A 12,783-nucleotide genomic window follows, 5' to 3' on the forward strand; every position below is an offset into this window, starting at 1 on the left:
ACCGCTCCCGGCAGCGGTGGCACGTACAGGAGCCGCCCCGGCCCGGGCGCCCCCACCGGCCCCGGCCCCGCCGGACCCCGCCCCCCGGCCCGGCCGCCCCCGGCTCCCGGCCCCCGGAGGCCGTCCGCAGGGTGGGACGGGAGGTGCCGCCGGGACCGGGGAAGATACGGTGAGGGGACCATGAGCGCTTCGCAGACGTCCGACGTCCCCACCCTCCTCGTCAAGATCTTCGGCAAGGACCGTCCCGGGATCACCGCCGGGCTGTTCGACACCCTCGCCGCCTACTCCGTCGATGTCGTCGACATCGAGCAGGTCGTCACCCGTGGCCGCATCGTGCTGTGCGCCCTCGTCACCCGCCCCGAGGTGGGCGGCGAGGGCGAGCTGCGGGCCACCGTGCACAGCTGGGCGGAGTCGCTCAGACTCCAGGCCGAGATCATCTCCGGTACGGGCGACAACCGGCCGCGCGGCAGTGGCCGTTCCCACGTCACCGTCCTCGGCAACCCGCTGACCTCGGAGTCCACGGCGGCCATCGCCGCCCGGATCACCGCGATCGGCGGCAACATCGACCGTATCTTCCGGCTCGCGAAGTATCCCGTGACGGCGGTCGAATTCGCCGTCTCCGGCACCGAGACGGAACCGCTGCGCACCTCGCTGGCGCTGGCCGCGAAGCACATCGGGGTGGACGTGGCCGTCGTATCGGCCGGTCTGCACCGCCGGGCACAGCGCCTCGTCGTCATGGACGTGGACTCGACCCTCATCCAGGACGAGGTGATCGAGCTCTTCGCCGCGCACGCGGGCTGCGAGGACAAGGTCGCCGCCGTCACCGAGCAGGCGATGCGGGGCGAGCTGGACTTCGAGCAGTCGCTGCACGCCCGGGTGGCGCTGCTGGCCGGGCTCGACGCCTCGGTCGTGGACAAGGTCCGCACCGAGGTCCGGCTGACGCCGGGCGCCCGGACCCTGATCCGCACGCTGAAGCGGCTGGGCTACCAGGTGGGCGTCGTCTCGGGCGGCTTCACCCAGGTCACCGACGACCTGCGGGAGCGGCTCGGCCTGGACTTCGCCGCCGCCAACACGCTGGAGATCGAGAACGGCAAGCTGACCGGCCGCGTCACCGGCGAGATCGTGGACCGCGCGGGCAAGGCGCGGCTGCTGCGCCGGTTCGCCGCGGAGGCCGGGGTGCCGCTGGCCCAGACGGTGGCCATCGGCGACGGCGCGAACGACCTGGACATGCTGAACGCGGCCGGGCTGGGCGTGGCCTTCTGCGCCAAGCCGATGGTCCGGGAGGCGGCGGACACGGCGGTGAACGTGCCGTTCCTCGACGCGGTGCTGTACCTGCTCGGGATCACCCGGGAAGAGGTCGAGGCCGCCGACCTGGCGTGAGGGCGTCCGTACGACGCGCGGCGGGCGCCGTCCGTACGCGCGGCGCGCGCCCCCGGACGGCGACGGGCCCCGGCACACACCGTGCCGGGGCCCGTCGCCGCAGGTGCGCGGTCAGTGGTCCTTGGGGGTCCAGAAGTCCAGCAGCGTGCCGGTGCCCAGCTCCAGGGACTTCCACGGGCCGGTGAAGGAGACCACGGCCAGGGCGGCGGTCGGGAAGCCGGTGCGGGTCATCCGGGTACGGGTGTCCCCCTCGGCGCGGCCGGCGAGGCCGTCGGCGAGGGCGTGCATGCCGGGGTTGTGCCCGATGACGAGGAGGTCGGCGATGTCGTCGGGGGTCTCGTTGAGGAGGGCGATCAGCTCGCCGAGGGAGGCGTCGTACAGCCGGTCCTCGTAGAGGGTCCGGGGGCGGTGCGGCAGCGCGTGGACGGCCAGCTTCCAGGTCTCGCGGGTCCGGGCGGCGGTGGAACAGAGGGCCAGGTCGAAGTCGATGCCGGTCTCGGCCAGCTTCAGGCCGACGGCGGGTGCGTCGCCCCGGCCGCGCTCGGCCAGCGGACGGTCGTGGTCGGTGCCGTCCGACCACTCGGCCTTGGCGTGCCGGAGGAGGACGATCCTGCGGGGTGATTCGGCGCTCATGACTCCCAGCTTCGCATGAAATGAGCCATGGGGCGCAGGGTGTTGGGCGCATCACCCGTGCGGGGACGGGGCGCCGCGCCGCGCGGGGACGGGGCCTGCGCGACCGGCCGTACGGCGCGTGCTCAGCCGACGACGCGCAGGATCTGCTGGGTGACCTGGGCCAGGGGCGAGGTGTGGGCGGGGGCCGGGCCGGCGGCCCGCGCCTCTCCGGATCCGGCCAGGAGCAGCAGCAGGAGCCCGAAGGCGAGGGCGGGCAGGGCCAGCACCCACCAGTGCAGACGCGCGTCCGCGACGCCGCCGGTGACACGGCGGGCGGGACGGACGGTTCGGGTGTGCAGGGTGGCCGACATGACCGCCTCCGGGATGCTGGGGTGTTCGGCCGGGAGTGGCTCGCTCCCTTCGAATCTATGGATCCGACGGCGCGCTTCCCATCCGGGGCACACCCCACTTCACCCTGAGCCTGGCCCCCTAGGGGGTGGTGGGGTTAACCCCACCCCCGCCCGGGGACCGGCGCGCGGGGCGGTGTCAGGGGGAGACGGAGCTCGCGAGGACGGCGATGATCACGGTCACGAGGAGCATCGCGCCGAGGACGAGGCCGAGCTTCTTGTGGCCGTTCGGGGGGTTCGGTTCGAGGACTGGCATGCCGGTCAGTCTCCCATGCCGCATTCGTCCTCGATCGTGCGGTCCCGTCCCGCCAGGACGCCGAGCACGAGCTGCGGGACGATCAGGCAGGCCATCAGCGCGAGGGGCAGGTCCCAGCCGCCGCTGTGCTGGTAGAGGGTGCCGATGAGGAGCGGTCCGGGGATGGAGATGAGGTAGCCGGTGCTCTGGGCGAAGGCGGAGAGCTTGACGACTCCGGCCGGGGACTTGGCGCGCAGCCCGATCATGGTGATGACGAGGGGGAAGGCGCAGTTCGAGACGCCGAGCAGGAGGGCCCAGGCCCAGGCTCCGGCGGCGGGGGCGAGGGCGAGCCCGAGGTATCCGGCGAGGCCGAAGAGGCCCAGGGTGACGGCGATGGGGCCTTGGTTCCTCATCCGTCCGGCGAGGCGCGGGATGACGAAGGCGAGCGGTACGCCCATGACCATGGTGACCGCGAGCAGGACGCCCGCGGTGCCGGCCGAGACCCCGGCGTCGCGGAAGATCTGCGGGAGCCAGCCCATGGTGACGTAGGCGCCGGTGGCCTGGAGGCCGAAGTAGCAGCCCAGGGCCCAGGCGGTACGGCTGCGCAGGACGCCGGGGCCGGCGTCGGGCCGGGGGGCCGGGGCGGCTTCGGCGGTGGCGGCGAGGGCGGTCCGCAGGGCGCGCTTCTCGCGGCGGGCGGCCGCGGCGATGGCCAGCCAGGGCAGTACGGCGAGGACCGCGAGCAGGGCCCAGACCAGCAGCCCGGTGCGCCAGCTGCCGCCGAGGGCGGCGGTCATCGGCACGGTCGCGGCGGCGGCCAGCGAGGTGCCGGCGGCCAGGGCCATGGAGTACAGGCCCGTCATGGTGCCCACCCGGTCGGGGAAGTACCGCTTGACGATGACGGGGAGCAGCACGTTGGTGAGCGCTATGCCCGCCAGCGAGAGGGCGCTGGCGGCGAGGAAGCCGGCGGCGCCGTCGGCGAAGGGGCGGATCAGCAGGCCGGCGGCGACGGCTGCCATGCCCGCGCAGACGACGGCGGCGGGGCCGAAGCGGCGGGAGAGCCGGGGGGCCGTGACGCCGAAGACGGCGAAGCAGAGGGCGGGGACGGAGGTGATGAGTCCGGCGACCGTGCCGCTCATGCCGAGGCCGGTGCGGGTCTCCTCGAAGAGGGCGCCGAGGCTGGTGATGGCGGGCCGCAGGTTCAGGGCGGCCAGCACGATTCCGACGAGGAGCACCGGGCCGAGCCAGGTGGGGGTGGGGGCGACGGCGGGCTCCGGGGCCGTCGGGCGGAGCTGTTCGGGTGCCGTGCGGGCGGCCGTGGGCCGGTTCAGGGTCTGGATTTCTTCGTCGGACATTGAACCATCATAGAATCATGGGATGATTGGTTGTCCACCCCCGAAGCCTTGACCGAGGGTTTTCGGCCACTCGTGCAGTCGCTCTCCCTGGAGAAGGCCCCATGCCGCTGACGTCCCCCCGCCGCTCCGCCCTCGTCGATCAGGTGATCGCCCAGCTCCGCAACCAGATCACCTCCGGCGAGTGGCCGGTGGGCTCCCGCATCCCCACCGAGCCGGAGCTGGTGGAGCTGCTGGGCGTGGCGCGCAACACGGTCCGCGAGGCCGTCCGGGCGCTCGCGCACAACGGGCTGCTGGACATCCGCCAGGGTTCGGGCACCTACGTCCTCGCGACGAGCGAGCTGGCCGGGGTGATGCACCGGCGCTTCGCGGGGGCCGATCCCCGGCACATCGCGGAGCTGCGCTCGACCCTGGAGTCCTCGGCGGCCCGGCTGGCGGCGGAGCGGCGGACCGAGCGGGACCTGGTCCAGCTGGACGCGCTGCTGGCGCGCCGCGAGCAGGCATGGGCGAGCGGGGACGCGGAGCTGTTCGTGGCGGCGGACGTCGGCCTGCACATGGCGGTGGTGACGGCCTCGCACAACGAGGTGCTGATCGGGCTGTACGCCGACCTGGGCGACCTGGTGGCGGACTGGCTGCGCGGCGACGTGGGCCCCGAGCTGGCTCCGGAAGCGCACCTGGACCACTCTCGGCTGATCGAGGCGATCCGGCGGGGGGACGCGGACACGGCGGCGTCGGAGGCGGCGGGGTACCCGTTCGTCTGCCTGGGGCGCGCCTAGGGCGTGGCCGCCGCGCCGCTACTGGCGCCCGTGGCTGACCCAGGCCGAGCGGACTTCCTTCCAGCAGCGGCCGGTCAGCTCCAGCCGGGCCGCCGGTCCCACGGCGACCGGGGCACTGTCCCCGTCCACGTCCCACCAGCGGTCGCACTCGACGTGCAGCCGGACGAAGTCGGTCGCCGGGAAGCGGTTGTGGCAGGAGGCCTTGACCTGGGAGCCCTCGATCCGGGTGGCGCAGTCGGCGCCGAAGAGTTCCTCGGGGCCGCTGCGGGCGCCGCGCACCGGGGGTTCGACCGGCAGGTCGGCGACGTGCACGGTGGCCGTGTCGGGCGCCCCCGGGTCCGGGGGTCCGAGCGGGAGTCCCGCGATGCCCGGGCCCTCCGCCCCGGCTCCGGGATCGGCGGCTCCGGATCTCAGGGCTCCGCCGAGGCCCGCCGCCGTGACGGGGTCGGCCGAACCGGTCCGCGATCCTGCCGTGGCCGGGAGCAGCAGGCCGGTCACGAGGACCGAGGTGAAGAGCAGCGATACCGCCCGCTTGCGCCTCGTACGCACTCCGCACCTCCTCCCCGACGCACGCCGGAACCACCCCGACTCGGTCAGTTTGCAGGCATATGTCCGCCTTTTCGACTCGGGAAGATCCCATCGGGCGGTGTACATCTGATCGAGGAACCCCTGCGGAGCACGGCCCGGCCACGGAAAACGGCGGCGGCCGCGCTCCCCGGAAAGGGGAAGCGCGGCCGCCGCCGTACGGACGCAGGGGCGCGTGCGACGAGGGGTCAGGCACCCATCGCGTGCAGGCCGCCGTCCACGTGGACGATCTCGCCGGTGGTCTTCGGGAACCAGTCGGACAGCAGGGCCACGATGGCCTTGCCCGCCGGCTCCGGGTCGCTCATGTCCCACGTCAGCATGGAGCGGGAGTTCCAGACGTCCGCCAGCTCGGAGAAGCCCGGGATGGACTTGGCGGCCATCGAGCCGATCGGACCCGCCGAAACCAGGTTGCAGCGGATGTTCTCCTTGCCCAGGTCACGGGCGAGGTAGCGGCTGGTGGCCTCCAGCGCGGCCTTGGCCGGGCCCATCCAGTCGTACTGCGGCCAGGCGAACTGCGCGTCGAAGGTCAGGCCGACGACGGCCGCGCCCTCCGCCGGGAACAGCGGCTTGCACGCCATGGTCAGCGACTTCAGCGAGAACGCCGAGACGTGCATGGCGGTCGCGACCGACTCGAACGGCGTGTTCAGGAAGTTGCCACCCAGGGCGTCCTGCGGGGCGAAGCCGATGGAGTGGAGGACTCCGTCGAGGCTGCCGAGCTCCTCGCGGACGAGGCCCTCCAGACGGGCCAGGTGCTCGTCGTTGGTGACGTCGAGTTCGATCACCTTGACCGGCTTCGGCAGCTTCTTGGCGATGCGCTCGGTCAGCGTCGGGCGCGGCCACGCCGTGAGGATGACCTCGGCGCCCTGCTCCTGGGCCAGCCGTGCAGCGTGGAAGGCGATGGACGACTCCATCAGCACCCCGGTGATGAGGATGCGCTTGCCGTCGAGGATTCCACTCATGGTGATCAGTGACCCATGCCCAATCCGCCGTCAACGGGAATGACGGCTCCAGTGATGTACGCGGCGGCGTCGGACGCCAGGAAGCTCACGGCAGCCGCGATCTCCTCGGGCTGCGCGTAGCGGCCCAGGGGGACCTGCCCGACGATCCCGGCGCGCTGTTCGTCGGTGAGCACCTTCGTCATGTCGGTGTCCACGAAGCCCGGGGCCACCACGTTGAAGGTGATGTTGCGGGAGCCCAGCTCGCGGGCGAGGGAACGGGCGAAGCCGACCAGGGCCGCCTTGGAGGCGGCGTAGTTGGCCTGGCCCGCCGAACCCAGCAGGCCGACGACCGAGGAGATCAGGACCACGCGGCCCTTCTTGGCGCGCAGCATGCCGCGGTTGGCCCGCTTGACGACGCGGAAGGTGCCGGTGAGGTTGGTGTCGACGACGGAGGCGAAGTCCTCCTCGGACATGCGCATCAGCAGCGTGTCCTTGGTGATGCCCGCGTTGGCCACGAGCACCTCGACCGCGCCGTGCTTGTCCTCGATCTCCTTGTAGGCCTGCTCCACCTGCTCCGAGTCGGTGATGTCGCAGCGCACCGCCAGCACGCCCAGCTCGGCCAGGACCTCCGGCGGCTCGCCGGAGCGGTAGGTGATGGCCACCTTGTCGCCGGCCTCGGCGAAGGCTCGGGCGATGGCGAGGCCGATGCCCCGGTTTCCTCCGGTGACGAGAACCGAGCGGCTCAACGGATCACCCTTTCGCTAGCAGTCTGGATACCCGAAAACCTATCGGTCACCGACCGTTTCCAAAGAATCGGGCTCCGACAGGGCCTCGGGACGGGGTCTGTCGAGTCCCTACAGAAAGCGGTAGGCAGTGCGGGCCCCGGCGCGACATGATCGGGGCAACCGATCCGCACCACGGGAGGACGTCCGTGCCCCATTCCATCGACGCGGCATTCGCCGCGCTGCCCTTGCGGGCGCTGGCCGACGCGGCCCTCGCCCGGGCCCGCGCGCTGGGCTCCGACCACGCCGACTTCCGGCTGGAGCGGATCCGCAGCGCCTCCTGGCGCCAGCGGGACGCCAAGCCGTCGGGCAGTTCCGACACCACCGACCTCGGCTACGCGGTCCGCGTGGTGCACGGCGGGAGCTGGGGCTTCGCCTCCGGCGTGGACCTCACGATGGACGGCGCCGCCAAGGTGGCCTCGCAGGCCGTGGCGATGGCGCAGCTCTCGGCGAAGGTGATCAAGGCCGCCGGTTCCGACGAGCGGGTGGAGCTCGCCGACGAGCCGGTGCACGCGGACCGGACCTGGGTCTCGGCCTACGAGGTGAACCCCTTCGAGGTGGCGGACGAGGAGAAGGCGGCGCTGCTCGCCGACTTCAGCGCCCGTCTGCTGCGGGCCGGGGGCGTGGCGCACGTGGACGCCTCGCTGCTCGCCGTGCACGAGAACAAGTTCTACGCGGACACGGCCGGGACGGTCACGACGCAGCAGCGGGTCCGGATCCATCCGCAGCTCACGGCGGTCGCGGTGGACGGCGAGACCGGCGAGTTCGACTCGATGCGGACCATCGCCCCGCCCGCCGGACGCGGCTGGGAGTACCTGACGGGCACCGGCTGGGACTGGGACTGCGAACTGGAGCAGATCCCGGAGCTGCTGGCCGAGAAGATGCGCGCGCCGAGCGTGCGCGCCGGGCGCTACGACCTGGTGGTCGACCCGTCGAACCTGTGGCTCACCATCCACGAGTCCATCGGGCACGCCACCGAGCTGGACCGGGCGCTGGGGTACGAGGCGGCGTACGCGGGGACCTCCTTCGCCACCTTCGACCAGCTGAACAAGCTGACGTACGGCTCCTCGATCATGAACGTGACGGGGGACCGCACCGCGCCCCACGGGCTGGCCACGGTCGGCTACGACGACGAGGGCGTCGAGGCGCAGAGCTGGGACCTGGTCAAGGACGGCACCCTGGTCGGCTACCAGCTGGACCGGCGGATCGCGAAGCTGACCGGGCTCGGCCGCTCCAACGGCTGCGCCTACGCGGACTCCCCCGGCCACGTGCCGGTGCAGCGGATGGCGAACGTGTCGCTCCAGCCGGATCCGGGCGGGCTCTCCACCGAGGACCTGATCGGCGGGGTCGAGCGCGGGATCTACGTGGTGGGCGACCGTTCCTGGTCGATCGACATGCAGCGCTACAACTTCCAGTTCACCGGGCAGCGGTTCTTCCGGATCGAGAACGGCCGGCTGGCCGGGCAGCTGCGCGACGTCGCCTACCAGGCCACCACCACCGACTTCTGGGGTTCGATGGAGAAGGTCGGCGGCCCGCAGACCTACGTCCTGGGCGGCGCCTTCAACTGCGGCAAGGCCCAGCCCGGGCAGGTCGCGGCCGTCTCGCACGGCTGCCCCTCCGCGCTGTTCCGCAACGTGAACATCCTCAACACCACGCAGGAGGCCGGACGCTGATGCCGATCCGTACCAAGCCCCACGAGATCGTCGAGCGGGCACTGGAGCTGTCCACCGCCGACGGATGCGTCGTCATCGCCGACGAGGAGTCGAGCGCGAACCTGCGCTGGGCGGGCAACGCCCTGACCACGAACGGTGTCACCCGCGGCCGCACGCTCACGGTCATCGCCACGGTGGACGGCAGGGAGGGCACGGCCTCGGGGGTCGTCTCGCGCTCCGCCGTCACCGCCGAGGAGCTGGAGCCGCTGGTGCGCGCGGCCGAGGCGGCGGCCCGCGGCGCGGGCCCGGCCGAGGACGCCCAGCCCCTGGTCACCGGCACACCGGCCGCGCCCGACTTCACCGACGGGCCGGCCGAGACCTCCTCGGCGGTCTTCGGGGACTTCGCCCCGGCGCTGGGCGAGGCCTTCGCCCGGGCGCGGGCGGGCGGGCGCGAGCTGTACGGCTTCGCGCACCACACGATGGTCTCCACCTACGTCGGCACCTCCACGGGCCTGCGGCTGCGGCACGACCAGCCCACCGGCACCCTGGAGGTCAACGCGAAGTCCCCGGACCGCAGCCGGTCCGCCTGGGCCGGACGCGCCACCCGGGACTTCAAGGACGTCGACCCGACCGCGCTGGACGCGGAGCTCGCCGTACGCCTCGGCTGGGCCGAGCGGAAGGTCGAGCTGCCCGCCGGGCGGTACGAGACCCTGCTCCCGCCCACCGCCGTGGCGGACCTGCTGATCTACCAGATGTGGTCGGCGGCGGCCCGGGACGCGGTCGAGGGCCGGACCGTCTTCTCCCGGCCCGGCGGCGGCACCCGGGTCGGCGAACGGATCTCCGGTCTGCCGCTGACCCTGCGCAGCGACCCGAACGCGCCGGGCCTGGAGTCCGCGCCGTTCGTGATCGCGCACAGCTCGGGCGACGACGCGTCGGTCTTCGACAACGGCCTGCCGGTGCCCGCCACCGAGTGGATCAGCGGCGGCGAGCTGTCGCGGCTGACCACGACCCGGCACAGCGCGGCCCTCACCGGGCTGCCGACGGCGCCGGGCTTCGGGAACCTGATCCTGGAGGGCGGCGGCGAGAAGTCGCTGGAGGAGATGGTGGCGGCGACCGAACGCGGCCTGCTGCTGACCTGCCTCTGGTACATCCGCGAGGTGGACCCGGCGACGCTGCTGCTCACCGGGCTGACCCGGGACGGGGTCTACCTCGTGGAGAACGGCCAGGTCGTGGGCGAGGTCAACAACTTCCGCTTCAACGAGTCGCCGGTGGACCTGCTCTCGCGGGCCAGCGAGGCCGGGCGGACCGAGAAGACCCTGCCGCGCGAGTGGAACGACTACTTCACCCGGACCGCCATGCCCGCCCTGCGGATCCCGGACTTCAACATGAGCTCGGTCAGCCAGGGCGTCTGACCCACCTAGACTGACCACAGCATTTGTGAGACACCGAAGGAGTCGAGAGACCGTGACGGACATCGTCGACGAACTGAAGTGGCGCGGGCTGTTCGCCCAGTCCACCGACGAAGAAGCGCTGAGCAAGGCGTTCGCGGACGGTCCGGTCACCTTCTATTGCGGTTTCGACCCGACCGCGGCCTCGCTGCACGTGGGACACCTGGTACAGGTGCTGACCGTCCGCAGGCTCCAGCAGGCCGGGCACCGGCCGCTGGCGCTGGTCGGCGGGGCCACCGGTCAGATCGGTGACCCGCGCCCCACGGCCGAGCGCACCCTGAACGACCCGGAGACGGTCGCGAACTGGGTGAACCGGCTGCGCACGCAGATCGAGCCGTTCCTGTCCTTCGAGGGCGAGAACGCCGCGGTCATGGTCAACAACCTGGACTGGACGGCGGGCCTGTCCGCCATCGAGTTCCTGCGGGACATCGGCAAGCACTTCCGCGTCAACAAGATGCTGACGAAGGACTCCGTCGCCCGGCGCCTGGAGTCCGACCAGGGCATCAGCTACACCGAGTTCAGCTACCAGCTGCTCCAGGGCATGGACTTCCTGGAGCTGTACCGGCGCTACGGCTGCACCCTCCAGCAGGGCGGCTCCGACCAGTGGGGCAACCTGACGGCCGGGCTCGACCTGATCCACCGGCTGGAGCCGCAGGCGCAGGTCCACGCGCTGGCCACACCGCTGATGGTGAAGGCGGACGGCACCAAGTTCGGCAAGTCCGAGAGCGGCGCCGTCTGGCTCGATCCGGAGATGACCACGCCGTACGCGTTCTACCAGTTCTGGCTGAACGTGGACGACCGCGACATCTCCACCTACATGCGGATCCTTTCCTTCCGGTCCCGCGAGGAGCTGGAGGAGCTGGAGGCGCAGACCGCCGAGCGTCCGCAGGCGCGCGCCGCGCAGCGCGCGCTGGCGGAGGAGCTGACGACGCTGGTGCACGGCGCGGACCAGTGCGCCGGGGTGATCGCCGCGTCGAAGGCGCTGTTCGGCCAGGGCGAGCTGACGGACCTGGACGAGGCCACGCTGGCCGCGGCCCTGTCCGAGCTGCCGCGCGCCGAGGTCTCCGGTCTGGCGCCGGTCGTCGACCTGCTGGTGGAGACCGGGCTGGTCGCGAGCAAGTCGGCCGGGCGGCGCACGGTCAAGGAGGGCGGGGCCTACGTGAACAACGTCAAGGTCACCGCCGAGGACGCGGTGCCGGCCGAGGCGGACCTGCTGCACGGGCGCTGGCTCGTGCTGCGCCGCGGCAAGAAGAACCTGGCCGCGGTCGAGGTCACGGGCTGACCGCCCGTACCACTGCACGGTGACACGGCGAGGGGCCGGTACGGACGCACGGTCCGTACCGGCCCCTCCGTCGTGCCCCGGGGCCGCGCCGCCGGGTCGCCGCGCGTGCGCTCCGCGCGCGGCGTCGCTCAGGTCACCTGCCGCTTGTTGCCCCTGAGCGCCATGTAGATCATGTCGCCGAGTCCGACGACCACGACGGCGCCGGCCAGCTGGAGCAGGTGGCGGATCCAGTCGATGCCCCGGGTGTCGTGCACACCGATCCAGCCCGCGACGGCGTTGCCGAGGATGGCCCCGACGATGCCGAAGATGGTGGTCAGCCACAGCGGCTGGTGCTGCTTCCCGGGAAGGATCGCCCGGGCTATCAGGCCCAGGACGAATCCGACGATGATCGCCCACAACCAATGCATGTCGCCTCCTCGTGGCGCGGTGTGCGCATGTCAGGCCAGTCTCGGGGCGGTCCGCGCGGTCCGCACGTCGGTGGTTCCATTCGGGCGATACCCGCCCTCCCCGCCGCGAAGCGGGCCGCGTACCGTGGAAGGGTCCGGACCGGGAGGTGTCCGGCGGTGGATCGGGTGGTGGAACGTGCTGCGCAAGAAGCGGAACGGGACCGAGGTCTTCCGGATCACCGGAGCACGCAAAGGTCTCGCGGAAGACGTCCGGGGCCGTGAGCGCCGGTACGTGATCTCGATGGGGATCCGGACGCTGTCGGTGCTCCTGACCGTCATCCTGTGGAACGTGGAACGGCCCGTGGCGATCGTGACGCTGGTGCTGGGGGCGCTGCTGCCCTACGTTGCCGTGGTCATCGCCAACGCGGGGCGCGAGTCGGCGCCCTCGCTGCCCTCGCACTTCCTCCCGGCGCCCGTGCGCCCCGCACTGGAGGCGGGAAACCTCAAGAAAAGCTCAGATCAATCATGAAGTTCCGGTGCACCGCACCGGGTCGTGCGTGACATACTGCCTACGCGCTCCGCATCCCCCGTCGGAGCGACGGACCGACGCCGGGCAGCTCCCCCCGTGGCTGCTCGGCGTCGCCCTTCCGTTCGCGTGGTTTGTAGGGTTGAGGCTGTGAACTCCCCTGATGCGAACGACTCCCCTGATGCGAACGAAAAGCCCACCTGTTCCGGCAAGGGCTGCCGCGACGCCGCCGTGTGGGTCCTGGCGTGGAACAACCCGAAGCTGCACACGCCGGAGCGGCGCAAGACCTGGCTCTCCTGCGAGGAGCACCGGGAGCACCTGAGCCGGTTCCTGAGCGTGCGCGGTTTCCTCAAGGACGTCGTGAAGTTCGACGAGTGGGTACAGCCGGAGGGCTCGGAGCGGCCGTCCTGACGACCGCGCTG

15 protein-coding genes are annotated in these 12,783 nt (G+C 72.1%); 7 read left to right on the forward strand and 8 right to left on the reverse strand.

Going from position 1 to position 12,783, the window contains the following annotated elements; translation table 11 throughout:
* The first annotated feature begins 180 nt into the window (after window positions 1–180).
* Complete coding sequence (gene serB, locus AC0693_RS32325) at window positions 181–1,380, forward strand: phosphoserine phosphatase SerB (RefSeq protein WP_356409024.1); 1,200 nt, start codon at window positions 181–183, stop codon at window positions 1,378–1,380.
* A 111-nt stretch (window positions 1,381–1,491) separates the two neighbouring features.
* On the opposite strand, the gene AC0693_RS32330 is transcribed toward serB, so the two are convergent.
* The 4 genes from AC0693_RS32330 to AC0693_RS32345 form a co-directional block, all read right to left on the reverse strand.
* On the reverse strand, window positions 1,492–2,013 hold the full coding sequence (locus AC0693_RS32330; RefSeq protein ID WP_356409027.1) for a SixA phosphatase family protein: 522 nt from the start codon (window positions 2,011–2,013) through the stop codon (window positions 1,492–1,494).
* A 122-nt stretch (window positions 2,014–2,135) separates the two neighbouring features.
* Complete coding sequence (locus tag AC0693_RS32335; RefSeq protein ID WP_356409030.1) at window positions 2,136–2,363, reverse strand: hypothetical protein; 228 nt, start codon at window positions 2,361–2,363, stop codon at window positions 2,136–2,138.
* Between the two features lie 175 nt (window positions 2,364–2,538).
* Complete coding sequence (locus AC0693_RS32340; protein WP_356409033.1) at window positions 2,539–2,655, reverse strand: SGM_5486 family transporter-associated protein; 117 nt, start codon at window positions 2,653–2,655, stop codon at window positions 2,539–2,541.
* Window positions 2,656–2,660: 5 nt separating this feature from the next.
* Window positions 2,661–3,989 carry a CynX/NimT family MFS transporter gene (locus tag AC0693_RS32345; RefSeq protein WP_469320961.1) on the reverse strand — a complete coding sequence of 443 codons (1,329 nt, stop codon included), beginning with the start codon at window positions 3,987–3,989 and terminating at the stop codon, window positions 2,661–2,663.
* A gap of 101 nt (window positions 3,990–4,090) precedes the next feature.
* Between AC0693_RS32345 and AC0693_RS32350 the strand changes: the two genes are divergently transcribed.
* Window positions 4,091–4,762: a FadR/GntR family transcriptional regulator gene (locus tag AC0693_RS32350; RefSeq protein ID WP_356409038.1), complete on the forward strand. Its 672-nt coding sequence runs from the start codon at window positions 4,091–4,093 to the stop codon at window positions 4,760–4,762.
* 18 nt (window positions 4,763–4,780) lie between these two features.
* On the opposite strand, the gene AC0693_RS32355 is transcribed toward AC0693_RS32350, so the two are convergent.
* The 3 genes from AC0693_RS32355 to fabG all read right to left on the reverse strand — a co-directional run bounded on the left by AC0693_RS32355 (window position 4,781) and on the right by fabG (window position 7,031).
* Window positions 4,781–5,059 (reverse strand): hypothetical protein, encoded by a 279-nt coding sequence (locus AC0693_RS32355; RefSeq protein WP_469320968.1) that lies wholly within the window; start codon window positions 5,057–5,059, stop codon window positions 4,781–4,783.
* 476 nt (window positions 5,060–5,535) lie between these two features.
* The gene (fabI, locus tag AC0693_RS32360; RefSeq protein ID WP_356409041.1) at window positions 5,536–6,306 is read right to left on the reverse strand and encodes an enoyl-ACP reductase FabI; all 771 of its coding nucleotides are present in this window, start codon (window positions 6,304–6,306) and stop codon (window positions 5,536–5,538) included.
* Window positions 6,307–6,311: 5 nt separating this feature from the next.
* A complete protein-coding gene (gene fabG, locus AC0693_RS32365; RefSeq protein WP_356409044.1) occupies window positions 6,312–7,031 on the reverse strand; it encodes a 3-oxoacyl-[acyl-carrier-protein] reductase in 720 nt (239 codons plus the stop codon).
* A 146-nt stretch (window positions 7,032–7,177) separates the two neighbouring features.
* Here fabG and AC0693_RS32370 point away from each other — a divergent pair, with 146 nt between their 5' ends.
* The 3 genes from AC0693_RS32370 to tyrS are packed head-to-tail and all read left to right on the forward strand — an operon-like array spanning window position 7,178 to window position 11,449.
* On the forward strand, window positions 7,178–8,740 hold the full coding sequence (locus AC0693_RS32370) for a TldD/PmbA family protein (protein WP_478803760.1): 1,563 nt from the start codon (window positions 7,178–7,180) through the stop codon (window positions 8,738–8,740).
* Window positions 8,740–10,131, forward strand: a complete 1,392-nt coding sequence (locus tag AC0693_RS32375) for a metallopeptidase TldD-related protein (RefSeq protein WP_469319305.1) — start codon at window positions 8,740–8,742, stop codon at window positions 10,129–10,131. The genes AC0693_RS32370 and AC0693_RS32375 overlap by 1 nt, the downstream gene beginning before the upstream one ends.
* Window positions 10,132–10,183: 52 nt before the next feature.
* Window positions 10,184–11,449, forward strand: coding sequence for a tyrosine--tRNA ligase (gene tyrS / locus AC0693_RS32380; protein WP_356409052.1), 1,266 nt, complete (start codon window positions 10,184–10,186; stop codon window positions 11,447–11,449).
* 128 nt (window positions 11,450–11,577) lie between these two features.
* Here tyrS and AC0693_RS32385 read toward each other — a convergent pair whose 3' ends face one another.
* Complete coding sequence (locus AC0693_RS32385) at window positions 11,578–11,856, reverse strand: GlsB/YeaQ/YmgE family stress response membrane protein (RefSeq protein WP_356409054.1); 279 nt, start codon at window positions 11,854–11,856, stop codon at window positions 11,578–11,580.
* 175 nt (window positions 11,857–12,031) lie between these two features.
* On the opposite strand from AC0693_RS32385, the gene AC0693_RS32390 reads away from it, so the two are divergent.
* Complete coding sequence (locus AC0693_RS32390) at window positions 12,032–12,364, forward strand: DUF3099 domain-containing protein (RefSeq protein WP_469319304.1); 333 nt, start codon at window positions 12,032–12,034, stop codon at window positions 12,362–12,364.
* A gap of 147 nt (window positions 12,365–12,511) precedes the next feature.
* Entirely contained in the window at window positions 12,512–12,772 is a 261-nt protein-coding gene (locus tag AC0693_RS32395; protein WP_469319303.1) for a hypothetical protein, read from the forward strand.
* Window positions 12,773–12,783: the final 11 nt, after the last annotated feature.

The organism is Streptomyces sp. NPDC043876 (assembly GCF_056435825.1).

Bases quoted from the DNA above. Each gene is read 5' to 3' on its own strand.
- serB (WP_356409024.1), top strand. From the start codon at position 181: ATGAGCGCTTCGCAGACGTCCGACGTCCCCACCCTCCTCGTCAAGATC.
- AC0693_RS32330 (WP_356409027.1), bottom strand. From the start codon at position 2,013: ATGAGCGCCGAATCACCCCGCAGGATCGTCCTCCTCCGGCACGCCAAG.
- AC0693_RS32335 (WP_356409030.1), bottom strand. From the start codon at position 2,363: ATGTCGGCCACCCTGCACACCCGAACCGTCCGTCCCGCCCGCCGTGTC.
- AC0693_RS32340 (WP_356409033.1), bottom strand. From the start codon at position 2,655: ATGCCAGTCCTCGAACCGAACCCCCCGAACGGCCACAAGAAGCTCGGC.
- AC0693_RS32345 (WP_469320961.1), bottom strand. From the start codon at position 3,989: ATGTCCGACGAAGAAATCCAGACCCTGAACCGGCCCACGGCCGCCCGC.
- AC0693_RS32350 (WP_356409038.1), top strand. From the start codon at position 4,091: ATGCCGCTGACGTCCCCCCGCCGCTCCGCCCTCGTCGATCAGGTGATC.
- fabI (WP_356409041.1), bottom strand. From the start codon at position 6,306: ATGAGTGGAATCCTCGACGGCAAGCGCATCCTCATCACCGGGGTGCTG.
- AC0693_RS32370 (WP_478803760.1), top strand. From the start codon at position 7,178: ATGATCGGGGCAACCGATCCGCACCACGGGAGGACGTCCGTGCCCCAT.
- AC0693_RS32375 (WP_469319305.1), top strand. From the start codon at position 8,740: ATGCCGATCCGTACCAAGCCCCACGAGATCGTCGAGCGGGCACTGGAG.
- AC0693_RS32385 (WP_356409054.1), bottom strand. From the start codon at position 11,856: ATGCATTGGTTGTGGGCGATCATCGTCGGATTCGTCCTGGGCCTGATA.